Origin of the sequence: Neisseria musculi, from assembly GCF_014297595.2 — a bacterium.
In the GTDB taxonomy this organism is placed as follows: domain Bacteria; phylum Pseudomonadota; class Gammaproteobacteria; order Burkholderiales; family Neisseriaceae; genus Neisseria; species Neisseria musculi.
Map to the genome: position 1 here is coordinate 1087010 of NZ_CP060414.2, position 19170 is coordinate 1106179.

The window sequence follows — 19170 nt, forward strand, 5'->3', positions numbered from 1 at the left end:
TCCCAAACCCCGTGAATAAATTATAAGACATTTAATCAGTATCTATTGCAAAGCCGTCTGAAAAACACCCTATACAAAACAAGTATCAGGGTGTTTTCAAATTGGAAACCATATTAGCAACAACGCCCTCCTGAAGAGCCGCTGCGACGCTTGCTACAATAGTCCCGAAACTGCAACTCGGTCATTACAGGTGCATTGGGATTATGCTTACGTTGCCGAGTCACATAGTTTTGATAATCCGGTATACCAACTATCAGGCCGATAGCAAGACGGGTAGTTTTCCAAGTATTTTTTATACGCTGCAGTAGGTTAAAGCTCATTTTGCGGAACCTCATTGCGGTAAACGGGAGGAACTTCTTTAGCGGTAGCCCAAGCTACTTTGCGCGCTTTCATTGCAACCCGCAATCCGTAAACTGCCACGATTACGACCACAGAAAGAAAAATTATGGTAAGGCCGGAATTAACATAATCATTAAAAGCAATGCGGCTCATTTGGGCAAGATCTTTGGCCGGGGCCAATACTTTACCATGTGCCGCAGCATCATTAAATTTGGCGGCGTGCGCCAAAAAGCCGATTTTCGGATCGCTGTGAAACAGTTTTTGCAGGCTGGCGTAGCAGGTTACGAACAGCAACAGCAGCGCTGGCACCAATGATACCCACACATAGCGTTCGCGTTTCATTTTCACCAACACGACACTTACCATAATTAGTGCCACACCGGCCAGCATTTGGTTACCTATACCAAAAAGCGGCCATAAAGAATTAATGCCGCCCAATGGGTCGGTTACCCCGGTGTAAAGAAAATAACCCCACAATGCTACGGCCATTACGGTGGCAATCAGATTAGCAGGCAGGCTGTCGGTGTTGCCGAAAGGTTTAATGAAGATGCCGCCCAGATCCTGAATCATAAAACGTGCCACACGCGTGCCGGCATCAACTGCTGTTAGGATAAACAGGGCTTCAAACAGCAAAGCAAAGTGATACCAGAAAGCCATCATGCCGGGGCCTGAAATCAGCTGGCTCATAATGTTGGCCATGCCGACTGCCAAAGTGGGAGCACCGCCTGCACGGGAAAGAATGGTGTGTTCACCCACATCTTTTGCCATTTGCAGCAAAGCAGTTTCTTCGATGGGGAAGCCCAGCTGGTTGGTGATAACTTGGGCAGCATTGGCCGCATCTGTGCCGATTAGTGCGGCCGGGCTGTTCATAGCGAAATACACGCCGGGGTCAAGCGAAGCGGCAGCAGCCAATGCCATAATCGCTACAAAGCTCTCCATCAGCATACCGCCGTAGCCAATCATGCGCACATGGGTTTCGTTTTCAACCATTTTTGGGGTGGTGCCTGACGAAATCAGCGCATGGAAGCCCGAAACGGCACCACAGGCAATGGTAATAAACAGGAAAGGGAACAAGTCTCCTGAAAACACGGGACCGGTTCCATCGATAAATTTGGTTACCGCAGGCATCTGAAGTGCGGGGCCGACAATCACAATACCGATTGCCAGCGCAATGATGGTGCCGATTTTCAGGAAGGTAGAGAGATAATCTCGCGGGGTCAGCAGCAGCCAAACAGGCAACACAGCAGCCACAAAGCCGTAAATCATAATTGCCCAAGCAAGCTGGATGCCGTCCAAATCAAAAATATAGGCATAGGAGCTTTGCGCCACATCCTCGCCAAACACAATTGCGCACATCAGCAGAATAAAGCCGACTATGGAAATTTCGCCGATTTTTCCAGGACGGATATAGCGGGTATAGATGCCCATAAACAGCGCAATCGGAATAGTGGCGGCGATGGTAAAGGTGCCCCAGGGGCTGTGTACCAATGCTTTTACTACAATCAGTGCCAACACGGCCATGATAATGACCATAATCATCAAAATGCCGACAGAGGCAATCACACCGGCTACCGTGCCCAACTCCTGCTTGACAATGTCGCCCAAAGATTTGCCGTCTCGGCGCATCGACACAAACAGCACCATCATATCTTGGACGGCACCGGCAAACACCACGCCGAAGATAATCCATAGCGTACCAGGCAGATAACCCATTTGCGCGGCGAGTACGGGGCCGACCAACGGGCCTGCACCGGCAATCGCGGCAAAGTGGTGGCCGAACAAAACACCTTTGTGGGTAGGCACATAGTCCAATCCATCGTTATGCCGCTCGGCAGGCGTAAGCCGATTGGCATCAAGTTGCGCTACATTTTTGGCAATATAAAGGCTGTAAAAGCGGTAGGCGATGCAATAAACGGATATGGCGGCAACCACCATCCATACTGCATTAACCTGCTCACCGCGGCTCAAGGCCAATGTGGTAAAGGCAGCCAAGCCAACCAATATCACAGCGCCCCACAGCAGAAACGATTTAAGCTGTTTCATGTAAAACCTCACGGGATTGTTGAAAGTAGATAAAAGAAGTTTAAACTTAAATAACTTATTAATAAAAATACAATATTTTGCAAGATTAATAAAAATACAATATTTTGCAAGAACAACGCAAGAACAGGTAGTTTGGCCGCTATCTTTCCGGTTGTGCCGCAACAATCTAAATTTGGATTGCCGCGAATGAAAGCCGCTCTTCCTACATCACACGTTATCATGCCCACCAAGGCTTGAAATGCCAAAATGGTTTTCTGCCAAATAGCGGCAGCGGGCAGCTTGCGGTAAAAAGCTGTTGCGCTTTGCAGTTTGTTCTTAACACTTTCCACAGTATTGCGGTATCTATTTTCGGTGAAACCACAAAACTCCTTATTACTTATCCTTATTACATTACCATAGGCTGTACCGGCCTAAAGGAATGTTATCGGGAGCCGGATACAACCAGCGGCATCCAGTAACTGCGGTTTCCCAAACAAACTACCACCGTATACTCCTGCCAATCCGTCAGGCCCCGATGGTCGTTCAGCCAAGCGGCCGGCCGTCTGAAAGTATTAAATATTAAATATGTAAAACATAAAAACCAGAACCCGCCGCTGTTGCAAACGGCGGATCCCTGCTTTTCAGCCCGGCTGGCTCCAACGGCTTTATTCCGATTCATCTTCCGTGCTGCGGATAATCAACAGCGGCAGATGGCTTTGGCGCATCACGGTTTCGGCAAAACTCCCCATCAGCAGGTGCATCAGACCGCTGCGGCCGTGGGTGCCCAACACCAACAGGTCGGCACCTTGCGCATCAGCATAATCCACCAACTCCTGCGCCATTTCCCGCGCACCTTTGTTGGCCACCAACAGATGCTTCACCACATTCGCTGCGCCCTGCTCTTTAGCGCTGTTTTCAGCAAAATCCAGCACTTCGTTACCCTGCGCCACAGCGGCGGCTTCGTAGCTTTCATGCTGTAAAAATTCGGGTGCCAACGCCATATATTCGGCAGGATTGGCAACGTGCACCAAAGTCAGCCGCGCGCTGCCGAAACTTGCCAAATCGGCGGCATGCTTCAAAGCGTTGAGGGAAGTCGCACTGCCGTCAACGGCAACAACCAAATGCTTATACATCTTCTTCTCCTTATTTGAAGTGTCGAACCTCCGGACTCAATCCAACTCTGCCGGCTCCGTTCAAGTATAATACCGTTGCGCCGTTTTAGCAGCGTTTTTTTTATTGTGCTTGACTTACCACAAGGCAGAATCATGCAAGACACCGCTTCCGTTTTTTCCCGCCGCTTCGGCGGTATCGCCCGCCTTTACGGCCAAGCCGCCCTACAGCGTTTTGCTGCCGCTCATGTGTGTGTGGTGGGCGTAGGCGGTGTCGGCTCGTGGGCGGTGGAGGCACTCGCGCGCAGCGGTATCGGTGCCTTAACGCTGGTGGATTTGGACAACCTGGCCGAATCCAACGTCAACCGCCAACTGCCCGCGCTCACGGCCGAATTCGGCAAGGCCAAGGTAACGGCGCTGCACGAACGCATTCTGCAAATCAACCCTGCCTGCCGCGTAACCGAAATCGAAGACTTCGTTACCGAAGAAAACCTGCATGAGATTTTCAGACGGCCTTTCGATTTCGTTATCGATGCCATCGACCAAGTGCGCGTGAAAGCGGCAATGGCGGCTTATTTCGTGCAACACGGCCGGCCGTTTGTGGTGAGCGGCGGCGCCGGCGGCCGCAAAAACCCGGCTTTAATCCGCACCGGCGATTTGAGCAGTGCCACCCACGACCCGCTGCTGTCCAATCTGCGCTACACCCTCCGCAAACGCTACGGCTTCCCGCGCGGCGGCGGAAAAATGCGCGTGCCGTGCGTGTTTTCCACCGAGGGCATAACTCCGCCGCAAACGGCTCAGGCGTGTTTAACCGATAATCTTTCAGACGGCCTTTTTTCAGACGGCTCCAATGCTCCGCAAGGCTTGTCGTGTGCCGGCTACGGCGCGAGTATGCTCGTTACCGCACCATTCGGCCTTTATTGCGCGCAAGCCGCTGTCGGACACATAGGGGCAGGGAAATGACGGCAGCCGGCGAAAGCCTGCCAAGGCCGTCTGAAAAAACCGTGGCTTGGGTTTTCGGCCAGCCCGTTACCGATATTCCGCAGGATTTGTTTATTCCGCCCGATGCCCTCAAAGTGGTGCTGCACAGCTTTCAGGGGCCTCTGGATTTACTGCTTTATTTAATCCGCAAGCAGAATATTGATGTGCTGGATATTCCGATGATTAAAATCACCGAGCAGTATCTGCACTATATCGCCCAAATGGAGGCCTATCAATTTGATTTAGCCGCCGAATATTTATTGATGGCGGCGGTGTTAATCGAAATCAAATCACGCCTGCTGCTGCCGCAGCCCGAAAACACCGAAGAGAGTGAGGAGGCCGACCCGCGCGCCGAACTGGTGCGCCGCCTGCTGGCCTACGAGCAGATGAAGCTGGCCGCGGCCGGCCTCGATGCCCTGCCCCGCGCCGGCCGCGATTTCGCCTGGGCCTATCTGCCGCTGGAAATCGCCGTTGCAGCCAAACTGCCCGATGTGCACACCGCCGACCTTACCGAAGCGTGGCTGGGCATACTTTCCCGCGCCAAACACACCAAAAGCCATGCGGTGGTGCAGGATGCGGTATCCGTGCGCGCGCAGATGTCGGCCATTCTGCGCCGCCTCAACACCCGGGGTTTCTGCCGTTTTTCGGAGCTGTTCCAACCCGAGCAGGGAGTGGTGTATGTGGTGGTGAACTTTATCGCCCTGCTTGAGTTGGCCAAAGAAGGCTTGGTCCGCATTGTGCAGCCTGAAAACTTCGCCGAAATCGAAATCTATGTGAAAGACGGCGGCGCAACAGAAAACGGCGCAGAAACGCTTTCAGACGGCCTGTTTGACGAAACAGAACAACCATAACATTTTGCCGAATACCGTCTTGACCGAAAACAACGGCGGCTGTGTGCATTTCAAACCATACAGCAAGCCGACACGAAACGGGCAAGACAAAGAACTCCAAAACAACACGGCGTCACGATGGCGATTCTGTTGCTGCTTCAGCAGCCGGCAAAATGACGCTCTTTAAGCCGAGCCGGGAAAACACCGTACCGCCGTTTTATATTACCCGAATGCCAGGCCGTCTGAAAATATTTTTCAAATCAATCTGTTCATACGGCCATGCCAACCCTGCAAGCCCGCTGTTCCCTGCCCGGGCGAGGATCCGGGCATTCAATTTCCCGGTATTTGCTTAATCGATATTTCAATATTTTTATCCGGCATTCCGGCCTCTGCGTAAATAACGGTATAAAAGCCTTTCAGACGGCTTAAAGTATTTTGCAAAGGCTCACGGCTGTTTGGCGGGCTGCCGGATTCTGATAGATGCAGCACAATAAAAAACCCTGCTTTATGCAGGGCTTTCCCATATAGGCAACCGCCGTTTTATCACAGGCCGCTCAAACCGGCAGTATCGTGGGCGATCATCAATTCTTCGTTGGTGGGAATCACCACCGCCAACGCTTTGCTGTCGGCAGCGGTAATCACGCCGGCATTGCCGAAACGGGCGTTTTCGTTGGCTTGCTTGTCTTCGACCAAGCCTAAAAAGCCCAAATAGTCCAACACCTTGCTGCGGACCAAGTTGGAATTTTCGCCGATGCCGCCGGTAAACACCAAAACGTCCAAGCCGCCGGCGGCTACCGCCATAGCGGCAACGTATTTGGCCAAACGGTAGGTAAACACTTCCAATGCCAATTTGGCACCTTCGTGGCCTTTGCCCGCTTCTTCTTCAACGGTACGGCAGTCGTTGGATAATTCCGAAATGCCCAGCAGGCCTGATTTTTTGTTGAGCATATCGGTAACTTGTGTGATGCTCATGTTGGCGTTTTCGGCCAAAAACGAGAAGATGCTCGGATCGACATCGCCGCTTCGGGTGCCCATTACCAAGCCTTCCAGCGGTGTCAGCCCCATGCTGGTATCTTGGCATCCGCCGTTGGCAACTGCGGCAATCGATGCGCCGTTACCCAGGTGGGCGATAACCATGCGCAGACTGTTTTTGTCTTTGCCCAAAAAGCGGGCGGTTTCATCGGCAACAAAGCGGTAGCTGGTGCCGTGAAAGCCGTAGCGGCGCAGGCCGTATTTGCGGTAAAGCTCGCGCGGCACGGCATAAGTGTAGGCGTGTTCGGGAATACTTTGGTGGAAAGCGGTGTCGAACACGGCCACATTCGGCAGGCCTTTGAAAATATTTTGTGCAGCGCGGATGCCCAGCAGGTTGGCAGGATTGTGCAACGGCGCGAGGGGGATACATTTTTCAATGCCGTCCACCACTTCCGGCGTAATTACAATAGATTCGCTGTAAAGCTCGCCGCCGCTGACCACGCGGTGGCCGACCGCTGCAATACGGCTGTCGAGCCCGTGGGCTTTCAATTCTTCCATCAGTGCTTCCACCGCTCCGGTATGGTCGGGATTGCGTGCTAAATCTACCTTGCGCTTTTCGCCGTTGGCTTTAAACGTGATATACGCATCGGGAAGGTTCAGTTTTTCTGCCAGGCAACTGAGCAATACCCCGCCGCTGTCGTTATCCAACACCGCGCCTTTCAAAGAAGAACTGCCGCAGTTTAATACCAAAATCAGTTTGTCTGACATATTATGCTCCTAAATAACTGTTTTCAGACGGCCTCTGCCGCTTTTCAACAAAACATTTCAAAATAAAACACTGCATTCTAGCAAACTTTGCCGTATGCCGAGCATTCTGCCGGCATGGGCCAAACAATAAACAGTCTGTCAAAAACCAAGAACTGCCCTAAACTGCAGGCGAAAACGCATCCGAAAAAAATGCATCAACGGGCAGGCCGCATTGTTCTACAAGTTGTTGCCGCGCCGCCTCAATCATACCGGGCGAGCCGCAGGCATACACTTCGTGTCCCGACAAATCGGGATAATCCGCCGCAACATGAGCTTGGATATACCCTTGTGCCCCCTGCCAATTATCGTTTTGGCGGGAAAGCACCGGCGTGAAACGGGCATCGGGCAGCCGTGAAACCAAATCCGCCGCCTGCTGCAAACAATATAAATCAACCTCATGCCGCGCGCCCCAATAAAGATGCACGGTGCGCGTATCACCGTTTTCCGCCATCTGCCGTAAAATACTGCAAATCGGTGCGAATCCTGTGCCCGTGGCCATCAGAATTGCAGGTTTGCCGCTTTCTTGCAAGGTAAACGTACCCAACGGGCCGCGTACACGCAGAATTACCTTTTCTTGAATCAAGGCATTTTCGCTAAACAGCATCTCTGAAAACAAACCGCCCGCGCGCCTGCGGATATGCAGCTCCAAAGCTTCGGCCTGAGCCGGGCTGTTGGCAATCGAATAGCTGCGCACCTGGCCGTTTTTCAGCAAAATATCAATATATTGCCCGGCTAAAAATGTAAACGGCGGCGCTTTGGGCAAAGCCAGCGTCAACACAGCAACATCATGCTGGTAAACCACCGAAGCCACCCGGGCAGGAAAAGTTTTCACCGGCGGCATGGCCGCACCATTATAGCCCGGCACCTTCAACACAATATCACTTTGCGGCACCGCACAACACATCAAAATCTTACCTTGCGCCGCCTCTTCGGCGCTCAACGCCAACTCCGCATGCGCGCCCTGTGCCACTTCGCCGCCGACAAGCTCAGCTTTGCACTGCCCGCAAATACCGCTTTGGCAGGAATGCGGCAGATTCAAACCCTGCCGCTTGGCGGCGTTTAAAACCGGCTCCCCCGCTTCTGCGGTAAAAGCAGCATTATCAGGGGCAAGAGTAATGGTATAAGACATAAAATACCGTTAAAAATCAAATCAAGAAACCAGCCGCAGCCTTTGCCGGGCACCGCCGCTTCAGGCCGCAGTGCTGCTTGTGATACAAACCCTCGGGCCGAAACTGTTGCAAAATTTATAAAATACCGCCCAGCGCCTACCCGCCATCAGCACGTAGGAAACCTTGTCTGGCTTTCGTAAGTTGCTGCAATAAAAAACCTGACGGCTGTAAGGTGCAATCCACACCTGCCGGAGAACAACAGTTATTGAATGTTTCAAACGGCTGAATTATAAAACACAAACCGGCTTGACGGGTTGTCTTTTAAAACGCCTCAGCCCTGCCCCCGCAAGTCTGTTCAGACGGCCTGAAACCCGGGTTATGGATCAACGGTTTCCAACAAAGCAGGTAAAACAAATAGAACAATGCCGGCTGATTCTGTTTGCACGCCGGCGGCCTGCAAAGTCGTTTTTTGGCTAAAACGCAGCAAAGACGCAGCGGAGCCAAGTTGGCTGACTGCTTGGCCAATCGTGTTTTTTTTACGGTATGGCTTGATATTATCGTGAATCTGCCGGTTCCTTGACCATCTCTGAGATCGGGCTGCCGTCTGTGCATTCTGCACCCTGCTGTTTTGTACTGAAAATGAAGTAGAGCTGCGGCAGCGGCTGCAAACCGCCTGCATCACAGCCGCTGTGTTTTTTCTTTGAACGCCTGCAACACTAAAGGCCGTCTGAAACAGATTGTTCAGACGGCCTCCCGCAACATTGACAGTTTTAGTTAAAAAGATTTAGTTAAAAAGAATCCCGCTCGGCCAACCACAGCGCAGCCAAAGTAACCAGCGATGCACAGCCTATCAGAATAATGATTTGCAGAAAGAAAACCGACATAAAAACCTCCGTATGATTGTGAACCGCCGTGCCTGCTGCAAGCAGCGGCTTATCGTTGTTGTAAAAACCGAGTGCTCATCATACCACAAAATCATAACATTTCTTTACCTTTACTTAACTTTCCACTCTGAAAATTACAATAATTATCATCAATAGGTAGAAATAAATTAATACCATTAAAACAATAAACCAAATTTAACCCATATTCACATTAACTCCTACCGGTGTAAACCCGCCATTACTGCCTTCATAAAAAACCGGCGCGAAACGGTGTTTCTCTGAAACCGCAGCCGGCCTATGTGCAATACTGGCCTTTCAGACGGCCTGTTATCCCATTTATACGGCCGTTACACGCCTACCTACCGCCCTTCCCGGCCCTGATTGATGTTGCTTCTCTTCGCCCCCCCCCCCCCCGCAGCCGGTAATGCGCAGATTCATCGCTGAAGACGTTTTGAATAAAACCACTTTTGTCAATACAAAAAAAGCCGGTGATTGAACACCGGCTTTGAATGAATATTTATGGCGGAGTAGGAGGGATTCGAACCCTCGATCCAGGTTTTAGCCCAGATGCACCCTTAGCAGGGGTGTGCCTTCAGCCTCTCAGCCACTACTCCGTAAAGAAGCGTGAACTATAAACAAGTCTGTTTAAGGTGTCAAGAAAGTTAGTGGTTTTTGGGCTGTATGAACATTAAGTTTATGAATTCCATTTAAATTCACCTTAATCGGTTGGGCTGCTCATTCGGGCTTGCCCATGATTGGGAAAAGCCGGCCCCACACTCACTATATTGCCGCTGTATTGCTGTTTTATACCGGCCGTAACCTATGTATAGGCTTGATGCAGAGCGGTGGTAGCGGAGTGTGGTTGCCAAACGATCACTGTAGCCAATCCACTTTAATGCAGCAAACCGAAAACACTGCACAACCGGCTCTGTTGCCGCTTCAACGATTTGCAAAACCGCTCTCTTTCAACTAAGGCACAGCATGCCCTAGTGGAGATAAGCCGATTCACCATCACCATAGGGATTTTGCGCCGGGCGGTATACAGATAATGTTTAATCTGTTTTTCGAAATATCGGTGGTTCTTGCTGCAGCCGTCTGAAAAGGCCGTGCAGCACATACTGCACGGCCTTCAGGCAGCCTTTTCAGACGGCCTGGTTACATACGTTCAATCATGGCTTTGCCGAAAGCAGAGCAGGATACTTCGTTGGCACCCTCCATCAGACGGGCAAAGTCGTAAGTAACCTGTTTGTCGCCGATGGCTTTTTCCATGGATTCGATAACCAAATCTGCGGCCTCTTTCCAGCCCAGGTGGCGCAACATCATCTCGGCAGACAGAATCAGCGAGCCGGGGTTGACTTTGTCTTGGCCGGCATATTTCGGCGCGGTGCCGTGGGTGGCTTCGAATACGGCGTATTGGTCGGAAATATTCGCTCCCGGTGCGATGCCGATGCCGCCCACCTGCGCAGCCAGCGCATCAGATATATAGTCGCCGTTGAGATTCAGCGTGGCAATCACATCGTATTCAGCGGGGCGTAAAACGATTTGTTGCAGGAAAGCATCGGCAATGGCATCTTTAACAATGATTTCTTTGCCGGTTTTCGGGTTTTTGAATGCACACCACGGGCCGCCGTCTATCGGTTCGGCACCGAATTCTTTTTTGGCCAATTCGTAGCCCCAATCTCGGAAGCCGCCCTCGGTAAACTTCATGATGTTGCCTTTGTGCACCAAAGTTACGCTGTCGCGGTCGTTGTCGATGGCGTATTGGATGGCGGCGCGCACCAAGCGCGCGGTGCCTTCTTTCGACACAGGCTTGATGCCGATGCCGGAGGTGGCGGGAAAGCGGATTTTCTTCACGCCCATTTCGTTCTGCAGGAAAGCAATCACTTTTTGGGCGGCTTCGCTCTCGGCTTCCCATTCGATACCGGCATAAATATCTTCGGTGTTTTCACGGAAAATCACCATATCGGTTTTGCTCGGATCCTTCAGCGGAGAAGGCACGCCGTTGAAATAGCGCACAGGGCGCACGCATTGGTATAAATCCAACTCTTGGCGCAACGCCACGTTCAGCGAGCGGATACCGCCGCCTACGGGCGTGGTCATCGGGCCTTTGATGGATACCGAATATTCTTTCAGCGCCTCCAGCGTTTCTTCGGGCAGCCAAACATTGTCGCCGTAAACGCGGGTGGCTTTTTCGCCGGCATAAACCTCCATCCAGTGGATTTTTTTCTCGCCACCATAAGCCTTGGCTACGGCCGCATCAATCACGTTAATCATTACGGGGGTAATATCCACGCCGATGCCGTCGCCTTCGATAAAGGGGATAATCGGGTTGTTGGGAATGGCTTGTCCGGGCACGATTTTCCGACCCTCTGCGGGTACTTTGATATAGCTCATGGTGTCTCCTGTTTACGGGTGTTTTTCTTTGCAGTTTAACAAGCCCGCTGCAAAAGCGCGGCAGGCGTGGCGTGAAACTGCGCAAACGCTTTGAGATTATGCTTGATTTTTGCCGCCGGTGCCAGTAGGCAGGCAAAATCGGCCTGCGGCTGCCATACTTGACCGGCGGCGGCAGGATAAGGAAGAAAACAGGCAGGCGCAAAGCCCGATAACGGCGCGCGCGGCCAATTATTTTAAAATACCATAATATCTTCAATATACTGTCTGCGGCTTGCCACTTATCCCCCAAATGGGGGTCTAACGGCTTAGCCGGCTGATAACCGAAGGCTCAGGCCGTCTGAAAGCAGTTTTCAGACGGCCTGAATATTTTTTGTATGCCGCTGCCGGCAGCATTTGCCACGCTTGCAAAAGACAGACAACCGCGGCTTCATCCGCAGAAATCCGCACCGTTTTACCCAGCGTTATAGTTTACCCGGCGTTACAACAGTTCAGACGGCATTGCCGCACCGCGCCTTTCGTCACTGTCTTGCACTGCCGGCCGGCTGCCCGTATCAAAAGTGGACCAATCCACTATAAAATACGGCACAGGCCAAGAGCTGCACCCACAGCAAAACCAACACCCTGCCGGCAGCAGCTTTCCATCGTCAACCAATCCAGCCTCAATAAACGGCGGCATTCATGAAAAAACTGATTGTTTTCAACAAACCTTACGGCGTTATCTGCCAGTTTTCCGCGCACGAAAAACACAAAAGCCTCAAAAATTATATCGATATACCGGGTTTCTACCCCGCAGGGCGGCTGGACGCCGACAGCGAGGGCCTGCTGCTGCTCACCGACAACGGCCGCCTTCAGGCGCAGATTGCCGACCCCAAACACGGCAAAGAAAAAACCTATTGGGTGCAAGTGGAAGGCAGCCCCGATGAAGCGCGGCTCGATACACTGCGCACAGGCATGGACTTGGGCGGCTTTATCACCCGCCCGGCAAAAGTGAGGGTTTTGCCGCCGCAAGAGCCGGAGTGTTTGTGGCCGCGCAACCCGCCTATTCGGGAACGCAAAACCGTTGCTGATTTTTGGTTGGAAATCACCGTCAGCGAAGGCAGAAACCGCCAAGTGCGGCGGATGACGGCCAAAGCGGGTTATCCCTGCCTGCGCTTGGTGAGGGTGGCGGTGGGAAGGCTCAACCTGTTCGAGCTGGGCATAGAACAGGGCACTTGGGCATGGTGCCGCAAAATGCCTTGATATCTACTATAAATGCCGTTCCAACAGCCTAAATTTCAGACGGCCTGAGTTTCAGACGGCCTGAGTTTCAGACGGCCTGAGTTTCAGACGGCCTGAGTTTCAGACGGCTTGAGTTTCAGATGACTTGAGTTTCAAACGGCTTGGATATTGAAAAAAAAGTCAGATTACCGGAAAGTCCAGATGGTTTGCACTTTTTATACTGCACCGCTTTTATTTTGGGGCTGACATAGATAGGCAGTCTCGACAGGCTGTCAAAATGGGGATAGCACTTTATAGATTCAGCAAGAGCCTCTCAAGAAAACTGCTTGAATATTTTGTACCCGAAGCCGCCGCACGTGGCTGCCGATATTTTGGGTATTCAGCCCAATAGGGACACCGGCAGATTCCACCCTTACCGGATAAACCACAGCGGTTTGCCGGCCGACAAAAGCATATTATATTAATCACAGCATTGGAATTTTTTGGGGTCAGACAAAACATATCTTACGCAAATGTAACGGAATGACCGGAAATCTTTTCCTTATTCTTGAAAAGTGTAGATTTGCTTTAACTTTGCAACACCAAGCAACACTGTTTCACCTTGCTTTGGGCTTTGGGCTTTGGGGCTTTGGGCATCGTTGATCAATCTCTAAGCCCCCGAAACAGGTCTTCACGGCGGTTTCCCAAACAAACCTTCACACAGAGGGTGTAAACAGGCCGGGGTTTTCCGGTGCTCAAGCCGTCTGAAAACAGATTGCAAAAAAACAGATAAAGAAAAAAGCACCGCTTCAAGCCGGTGCTTTTTTCTTTGCTTTTTTGAAAAGGGTTTGGCGGAGTGGACGGGGCTCGAACCCGCGACCCCCGGCGTGACAGGCCGGTATTCTAACCAACTGAACTACCACTCCGTATAAGAAACTTGGTGGGTGATGACGGAGTCGAACCGCCGACATTCTGCTTGTAAGGCAGACGCTCTACCAACTGAGCTAATCACCCTTTCGCATTGCGAAGATGTGATTAAACCAAAATCCCCAAACTTGCGCAAGCGTTTTTTCAGCTTGATAAACCACTTTTCAACAAGCTGATGAAATATAAAAAAAATTACTTTTTCAGACGGCTTGTGTTTCTCTCAGACCGGATTCAGCGTTTTTCCTGCCTGCGTATCAGATACACGCCCAAAACGGCAAACAGCGCGGTCGGCAGCGCAGCGGCGATTAGCGGCGGAAAGCCGTAAAGCTGCCCGGTAAAGCCGAACAACCGGCCGGTGAAGTGAAACGCCAGCCCCAAACAGATACCGCCAAACAGCTTCAGCCCCATATTGCCGCGGCGGGTGTGTTGCGGGGTAAACGCCAGCGCCACCAAAGCCATCACCAGTGCGGCAACAGGATACATCAGTTTGCGCCACCAAGCGATTTCGTAGAGCTTGGTCTGCTGCCGGTTGTTTTTCAGATGGCCTATATAGGTGGTGAGCTCCGACACCGACATCTGTTCCGGCTTTACCAGTAACACTTCCAGCAGGCCGCGTTGCAGCTTGAGCGGCCAGTTTTGTTCGGCATGTGTTTCGGTGCGCACTGCTTCACCGTCAAGCAGGCTGCGGCGCACGTTTTGCAGCTGCCAGCTGTTGTTTGGATTGAGTGTGGCGGATTCTGCTTCCACCGCTTCAGCCAGTTGGAAGGCTTCATTGTGCCGCCACACTTTCACGCCCAGCAAGGTGTGGTCGGGCAGCATTTCGCGCACGTTGATGATGTTGTTTTGTTCTTTCAGCCACAAACCCTGCGCGCCTGTGCTGATGCGGCCGCTGATGGTGGTGGCTTTCATGTTTTCGGCACGCTGGCTCAGTGATGGTGCGAGCCATTCGCCCAAAGCCGCGGTGGCAACGGCAAATATCAGGCCGAAGCGCAACAAAACGGTAATCAGCTTTTGAGTGCTCATGCCGCTGGTTTTCATCACCGTGATTTCACTGCCGGAAGCGAGCTGGCTCAAGGCAACCAACCCGCCTATCAATACTGCCAGCGGCATCAGGTCGTAAGCGTGGGCAGGCATCTGCATCAACACATACTGCATCATTTTACTGCCGTTATAACTGCCTTTGCCCAAATCGCCTGCTTCATTGATGATGTCGAAAAAGCTGTAAAGTGCCAGAAAGGCCAGCAGTGCGTAAACCGTCATCACGCTGAGTTGGCGGATAAGGTAGCGGGTAATCAGCTTCATTTGGCACCGCCTTTCAAGCTGAGTTTTACAGCGCGCCAAAAAGGCTGTGCGGGCATACTGCGCACACGCAGCAGGATAACGGCAACGGCGGCAATGAGTATGTGCATAGGCAGCATACCGAGCCAGAAATTGAGTTTGCCGCCTTCCACCGCATTGCGCAAAAAGGTAAGGCCGTTTTGGTAAACCAAATACATGCCGATGGCAATGAGGATATTATAAGTGTGCCCCGTGCGCGGGTTGAAATAAGAAAGCGGCACGGCCAGTATGCTCAGAAGCAATACGCTCACAGGCAGCGACAGCCGCCACATCAACTCGGCCTTGTATTGCGGATTGCTGCTGCCGAAAAGCTGCCCGGTGGGAATAGTGCGGCGGTGTGAAACCGGATCAACGATTTTCGGCACCGTGCTGATAATCAGGCTCAAATGCTCGAACGACACTTGGCTGTAATCGGCCCGGCCGGGTGTGCCGCTGTAACGGTAGCCGTTGCTCAACTCGAGCGTACGCTTGTTGTCTTGCAGCGAAAACGTGCCTTCTTTGGCGAAAACGATGTTGTCGTTGCCTTTATCGTCTGTTTCGCGCAAAAACAAGTTTTTCATAATGCCCGGGCCGGTGTCGAAAGTTTCCACGAAATACACGCGCCCGTTGCGCTTGCCCAGCGTGCGGAACTCGCCCGCCTCCACCAATGAAAGCTCCTGTTTCTGTTTTAAGATTTCGGCGTATTCGCGGCTGCGCAGCTCTGCCCACGGCATCACGAAAAGCTGCATCACCGCAATCAGCAGGGCAAACGGCACGGCAAACTGCAACACAGGTCGTATCCACTGCCTCAGCGCCAGCCCGCACGAGAGCCAAACCGACATTTCGCTGTCGCGCCAATAACGGGTCAGCACAGTGAGCGTGCTGATATAGGCGGTGAGCACCAGCAAGAGCGGTGTCATGCCGACAACCCAAAAGCCCACCAGCGCGGCCACTGCATCAACCGCCACGCGGCCGTCTGCGGCACGCCCCAGCAGGTTGACGGCCTGCGTGGACACCAGCACCGCCAGCAACACCACAAAAATGCCCACAGCGGTGAAAGAGAGTTCTTTGATAAAGTTTCGTTGATAAATCATAAATAGCCGCTTTGGATGGCAGAGATGGCCGGATTAAGGTTCCTCCTGAGGTTTCGGGTATGCCAGTGATGGAGTACAATCAGGCCGATATGTTTCAGACGGCCTGTCGATATCGGCAGGGCCGTCTGAAAAAATTCTTTAGGGATAACCACTCATCTAGGAGAGTCAGCGTGAAATTTAGCACAAAAGCCGAAAAATTGCAGCCGGACACCGCCGGCGCCCTGCTTTATATCTGCGAAAAAGCCTGCCCCTGCAGCGAAAACAGCGATAACGAAACCGCCGCCCTGCTCTGCGGCTCTTTAGAAAAAGGCCAAACTTTCGCCGAAACCAAAATTTCCGAACACGGCCGTCTGAAAGCCGTTGCGGTGGTGTGCCTGCCGGATACCGGGCGCGAAACCGCAGCCAAGGCCGCCGCCGAAGCTGCCGCATGGGCGCAAAAGCAGGAATCGGTAAACATCTGCCTCGCCCCGTTCAACCAAGAAGCTGCCGCCTTGGTTGCCGAAGTGTTCGCAACCGCATTCGGTAATGCGGTTTACCGCTTCGAGCGCTACAAAAAAGAATCCCAACCCGCCCGGCTGGCCGAAGCGGTATTTTTCAGCCCCGAACACGGCCGGGCCGTAAAAGATGCGCTTAAAACAGCCGATGCCCTGGTTTACGGCATGTCGCTGTGCAAAGACCTCGGCAATGCCGCGCCCAACGAATGTACGCCCGAATATCTCGCCGAAACAGCAAAAAAACAGGCCGAAAAGCTCGGTGCCACGGTGAAAGTGTTCGATAAAAGCTATATCAAAAAACATATGGGGGCTTTTTGGTCGGTGGCCAAAGGCAGCAAACAGAAACCCTATTTCATCGAACTTTCCTATTTCGGTGCGGCAGATAAAAAAGCGGCGCCTGTGGTGCTGGTAGGCAAAGGCATCACATTCGACTCGGGCGGCATTTCGCTCAAACCCGGCCTGAATATGGACGAAATGAAATACGATATGTGCGGCGCGGCCGGCGTTATCGGCACCTTCTGCGCCGCCGTCAAACTCAAGCTGCCCGTCAATCTGACCGCGCTTATCCCCACTTGCGAAAACATGCCCTCCGGCCACGCCAACAAGCCGGGCGATATTGTAAAGAGCATGAAAGGCCTCACCATCGAAGTGCTCAACACCGATGCGGAAGGCCGTCTGATTCTGTGCGATGCCTTAACCTACGCAGAGCAGCTCAAACCCAAAGCCGTGATTGACGTTGCCACCCTCACCGGCGCCTGCATCGTTGCGCTGGGCCACGAGGTCAGCGGCCTGATGGCCAACAATCAAGAGCTGGCCGACAGCCTGCTGGCCGCCTCGCGCGAAAGCGGCGATCAAGCCTGGCAGTTGCCGCTTTTCGATTCCTATAAAGAGCAGCTCAAATCCAATTTTGCCGATCTGCCCAACATCGGCAGCCCGGGCGCAGGCACCATCACGGCAGGCACATTTTTATCTTACTTCACCGAAAACTACCCGTGGGCGCATCTCGATATCGCCGGCACCGCATGGAAATCGGGCAAAGAAAAAGGCGCCACCGGCCGCCCCGTGCCGCTGTTGCTGCACTATCTGCGCCAAATAAAATAAACGCGGTTTTTTTAAAACCATCGGCCGTCTGAAAACAAAACGAAGCTTCCGTTTTCAGACGGCCTTTCCACATGACGAAAATATAAACCCAATCCAAATCAAGCCTTTAAATCTTACTCACAAAAGCTGTGGATAACTGTGTGGAAAGTTTGTAGAATCGCCGTGTTTTTCCCGCAGAATCAAGCCCCGCACAGGGTTGCACAAAAATTAAGCCTGAATAAAAATATATTATTTATCAAATAGATAAACATATCCAACCGGTGTCAGGCCCATTAATCGGCACGCTTGTCAATGCGGTAACTATTAATGTGGATAAAGAAAATATTTTTCTTGACAATCCGCCCCGAAGCGATAATCCCGCACTCCGAATATATGGAAACCGATGATGCCCTCCGAACACCGCAGCCGGCCGCACCTTGCGCCGCAAACCCCAACCGAATCCCCGCCGGTTTGCTGGCTTTTCTGCACCGTTATCGACAATTTCGGCGACATCGGCGTATCGTGGCGGCTCGCGCAGATGCTCAACCGCGAACTCGGCCGGCAGGTGCATTTATGGACAGACAACCCCCAAGCCCTGCGCGTGCTCTGCCCCGATTTGCCCGCCCCGCCCTGCGTGTATCAAAATATCCATATCCGCCTGTGGAATTCCGACCGCGCAGCAGGCTTGGAATCCGCCCCGCCGCCCGACACCGTTATCGAAACCTTCGCCTGCAACCTGCCGCCGAATGCCATCGCCGCAATAGCCGCCAACCGGCCGCTGTGGCTGAATTGGGAATACCTGAGTGCTGAAACCAGCAACGAACGTCTGCACGCCCTACCCTCTCCGCAACCAAACGGCCTGCAAAAATATTTCTGGTTTATGGGCTTCAGCGAAAAAAGCGGCGGCCTGCTGCGCGAACAGGATTACACCGAACGCAGCCGTTTCAACACCGCCCAATGGCGCGCCCGCCTGCTGCTGCCCGAAAAAACTGCCCCCGAATGGCTGCTGTTCGGCTACGAAAGCCCCGTTTGGGCCCAATGGCTGGAGATGTGGCGGCAAAGCGGCCAACCCATCACCCTGCTGCTCTCCGGCGGGCAGATTGCCGACAGTCTCAAAACCTCCGCCGCCATTCCGCACCATGCCCTGCAACAGGCGGGCGACATGTTTCAGACGGCCTGCGTAACCCTAATCCGCATTCCTTTCGTGCCGCAACACGATTTCGACCGCCTGCTGCATCTTTCAGACGGCCTGATTGTGCGCGGGGAAGACAGCTTTGTGCGCGCCCAATTTGCCGCCAAACCCTTTTTCTGGCACATCTATCCGCAAGAAGAAGCAACGCATATCGAAAAACTGCACGCCTTTTGGAACCAAACCTATGCCTGCTACCCCGCGGCCGTCCGCAACGCCCACCGAATATTGTCGGACGAACTCAACGGCGCCACCGTGCTCACCGCCGCACAACGCCTGGCTGCCTGGCAGACCCTGCAAAGCCGCCACGCAAACTGGCGCAAAAGCGTGTCGGATTGGCAAAAACACCTGTTTTCACAGCCCAGTGCCATAGAAAAACTAGCCAAATTCAAGCAACGCCGCTAAAATAGTGCGTTTTATTTTCA

15 protein-coding genes and 3 tRNA genes are annotated in these 19170 nt (G+C 52.7%); 5 read left to right on the plus strand and 13 right to left on the minus strand.

Annotated elements, in window-relative coordinates:
- Positions 1–113: 113 nt before the first annotated feature.
- The 4 genes from H7A79_RS05715 to H7A79_RS05730 form a co-directional block, all read right to left on the minus strand.
- Positions 114–320, minus strand: a complete 207-nt coding sequence (locus H7A79_RS05715) for a YbdD/YjiX family protein (protein ID WP_187001330.1) — start codon at positions 318–320, stop codon at positions 114–116.
- Entirely contained in the window at positions 310–2382 is a 2073-nt protein-coding gene (locus H7A79_RS05720) for a carbon starvation CstA family protein (RefSeq protein ID WP_187001331.1), read from the minus strand. The genes H7A79_RS05715 and H7A79_RS05720 overlap by 11 nt, the downstream gene beginning before the upstream one ends.
- A gap of 8 nt (positions 2383–2390) precedes the next feature.
- Complete coding sequence (locus H7A79_RS05725; RefSeq protein WP_187001332.1) at positions 2391–2711, minus strand: hypothetical protein; 321 nt, start codon at positions 2709–2711, stop codon at positions 2391–2393.
- Positions 2712–3026: 315 nt separating this feature from the next.
- Positions 3027–3494 (minus strand): universal stress protein, encoded by a 468-nt coding sequence (locus tag H7A79_RS05730; RefSeq protein WP_187001333.1) that lies wholly within the window; start codon positions 3492–3494, stop codon positions 3027–3029.
- A gap of 132 nt (positions 3495–3626) precedes the next feature.
- Between H7A79_RS05730 and H7A79_RS05735 the strand changes: the two genes are divergently transcribed.
- Complete coding sequence (locus H7A79_RS05735; protein ID WP_187001334.1) at positions 3627–4433, plus strand: tRNA threonylcarbamoyladenosine dehydratase; 807 nt, start codon at positions 3627–3629, stop codon at positions 4431–4433.
- Complete coding sequence (locus H7A79_RS05740; RefSeq protein ID WP_187001335.1) at positions 4430–5302, plus strand: segregation and condensation protein A; 873 nt, start codon at positions 4430–4432, stop codon at positions 5300–5302. The genes H7A79_RS05735 and H7A79_RS05740 overlap by 4 nt, the downstream gene beginning before the upstream one ends.
- A gap of 522 nt (positions 5303–5824) precedes the next feature.
- Here the strand turns inward: H7A79_RS05740 and H7A79_RS05745 are convergent.
- From H7A79_RS05745 to icd, 5 genes are all read right to left on the minus strand, one after another.
- Positions 5825–7021 carry an acetate kinase gene (locus H7A79_RS05745; protein ID WP_187001336.1) on the minus strand — a complete coding sequence of 399 codons (1197 nt, stop codon included), beginning with the start codon at positions 7019–7021 and terminating at the stop codon, positions 5825–5827.
- 157 nt (positions 7022–7178) lie between these two features.
- Positions 7179–8189 carry a 2Fe-2S iron-sulfur cluster-binding protein gene (locus H7A79_RS05750; RefSeq protein WP_187001337.1) on the minus strand — a complete coding sequence of 337 codons (1011 nt, stop codon included), beginning with the start codon at positions 8187–8189 and terminating at the stop codon, positions 7179–7181.
- 356 nt (positions 8190–8545) lie between these two features.
- Entirely contained in the window at positions 8546–8851 is a 306-nt protein-coding gene (locus H7A79_RS05755) for a hypothetical protein (protein WP_353663633.1), read from the minus strand.
- A 722-nt stretch (positions 8852–9573) separates the two neighbouring features.
- Positions 9574–9667, minus strand: a tRNA-Ser gene (locus H7A79_RS05760).
- Between the two features lie 541 nt (positions 9668–10208).
- Positions 10209–11447: an NADP-dependent isocitrate dehydrogenase gene (gene icd / locus H7A79_RS05765; protein ID WP_135035763.1), complete on the minus strand. Its 1239-nt coding sequence runs from the start codon at positions 11445–11447 to the stop codon at positions 10209–10211.
- A gap of 678 nt (positions 11448–12125) precedes the next feature.
- Between icd and H7A79_RS05770 the strand changes: the two genes are divergently transcribed.
- Entirely contained in the window at positions 12126–12686 is a 561-nt protein-coding gene (locus tag H7A79_RS05770) for a pseudouridine synthase (RefSeq protein ID WP_187001338.1), read from the plus strand.
- Between the two features lie 807 nt (positions 12687–13493).
- On the opposite strand, the gene H7A79_RS05775 is transcribed toward H7A79_RS05770, so the two are convergent.
- The 4 genes from H7A79_RS05775 to lptF form a co-directional block, all read right to left on the minus strand.
- A tRNA-Asp gene (locus H7A79_RS05775) sits at positions 13494–13570 on the minus strand.
- A 12-nt stretch (positions 13571–13582) separates the two neighbouring features.
- Positions 13583–13658, minus strand: a tRNA-Val gene (locus H7A79_RS05780).
- 144 nt (positions 13659–13802) lie between these two features.
- Entirely contained in the window at positions 13803–14873 is a 1071-nt protein-coding gene (gene lptG / locus H7A79_RS05785; RefSeq protein ID WP_187001339.1) for an LPS export ABC transporter permease LptG, read from the minus strand.
- Positions 14870–15982, minus strand: a complete 1113-nt coding sequence (gene lptF, locus H7A79_RS05790) for an LPS export ABC transporter permease LptF (RefSeq protein ID WP_135035754.1) — start codon at positions 15980–15982, stop codon at positions 14870–14872. Before lptF ends, lptG begins: the two co-directional genes overlap by 4 nt.
- A gap of 170 nt (positions 15983–16152) precedes the next feature.
- Between lptF and H7A79_RS05795 the strand changes: the two genes are divergently transcribed.
- A complete protein-coding gene (locus tag H7A79_RS05795; RefSeq protein ID WP_187001634.1) occupies positions 16153–17577 on the plus strand; it encodes a leucyl aminopeptidase in 1425 nt (474 codons plus the stop codon).
- 385 nt (positions 17578–17962) lie between these two features.
- Entirely contained in the window at positions 17963–19150 is a 1188-nt protein-coding gene (gene earP, locus H7A79_RS05800; protein ID WP_187001635.1) for an elongation factor P maturation arginine rhamnosyltransferase EarP, read from the plus strand.
- The last annotated feature ends 20 nt before the right edge of the window (positions 19151–19170 follow it).

What these genes read in the sequence shown, in the direction of transcription:
- H7A79_RS05715 (WP_187001330.1), bottom strand. Translation starts at nt 320, where the DNA reads ATGAGCTTTAACCTACTGCAGCGTATAAAAAATACTTGGAAAACTACC.
- H7A79_RS05720 (WP_187001331.1), bottom strand. Translation starts at nt 2,382, where the DNA reads ATGAAACAGCTTAAATCGTTTCTGCTGTGGGGCGCTGTGATATTGGTT.
- H7A79_RS05730 (WP_187001333.1), bottom strand. Translation starts at nt 3,494, where the DNA reads ATGTATAAGCATTTGGTTGTTGCCGTTGACGGCAGTGCGACTTCCCTC.
- H7A79_RS05735 (WP_187001334.1), top strand. Translation starts at nt 3,627, where the DNA reads ATGCAAGACACCGCTTCCGTTTTTTCCCGCCGCTTCGGCGGTATCGCC.
- H7A79_RS05740 (WP_187001335.1), top strand. Translation starts at nt 4,430, where the DNA reads ATGACGGCAGCCGGCGAAAGCCTGCCAAGGCCGTCTGAAAAAACCGTG.
- H7A79_RS05745 (WP_187001336.1), bottom strand. Translation starts at nt 7,021, where the DNA reads ATGTCAGACAAACTGATTTTGGTATTAAACTGCGGCAGTTCTTCTTTG.
- H7A79_RS05750 (WP_187001337.1), bottom strand. Translation starts at nt 8,189, where the DNA reads ATGTCTTATACCATTACTCTTGCCCCTGATAATGCTGCTTTTACCGCA.
- icd (WP_135035763.1), bottom strand. Translation starts at nt 11,447, where the DNA reads ATGAGCTATATCAAAGTACCCGCAGAGGGTCGGAAAATCGTGCCCGGA.
- H7A79_RS05770 (WP_187001338.1), top strand. Translation starts at nt 12,126, where the DNA reads ATGAAAAAACTGATTGTTTTCAACAAACCTTACGGCGTTATCTGCCAG.
- lptG (WP_187001339.1), bottom strand. Translation starts at nt 14,873, where the DNA reads ATGAAGCTGATTACCCGCTACCTTATCCGCCAACTCAGCGTGATGACG.
- lptF (WP_135035754.1), bottom strand. Translation starts at nt 15,982, where the DNA reads ATGATTTATCAACGAAACTTTATCAAAGAACTCTCTTTCACCGCTGTG.
- earP (WP_187001635.1), top strand. Translation starts at nt 17,963, where the DNA reads ATGCCCTCCGAACACCGCAGCCGGCCGCACCTTGCGCCGCAAACCCCA.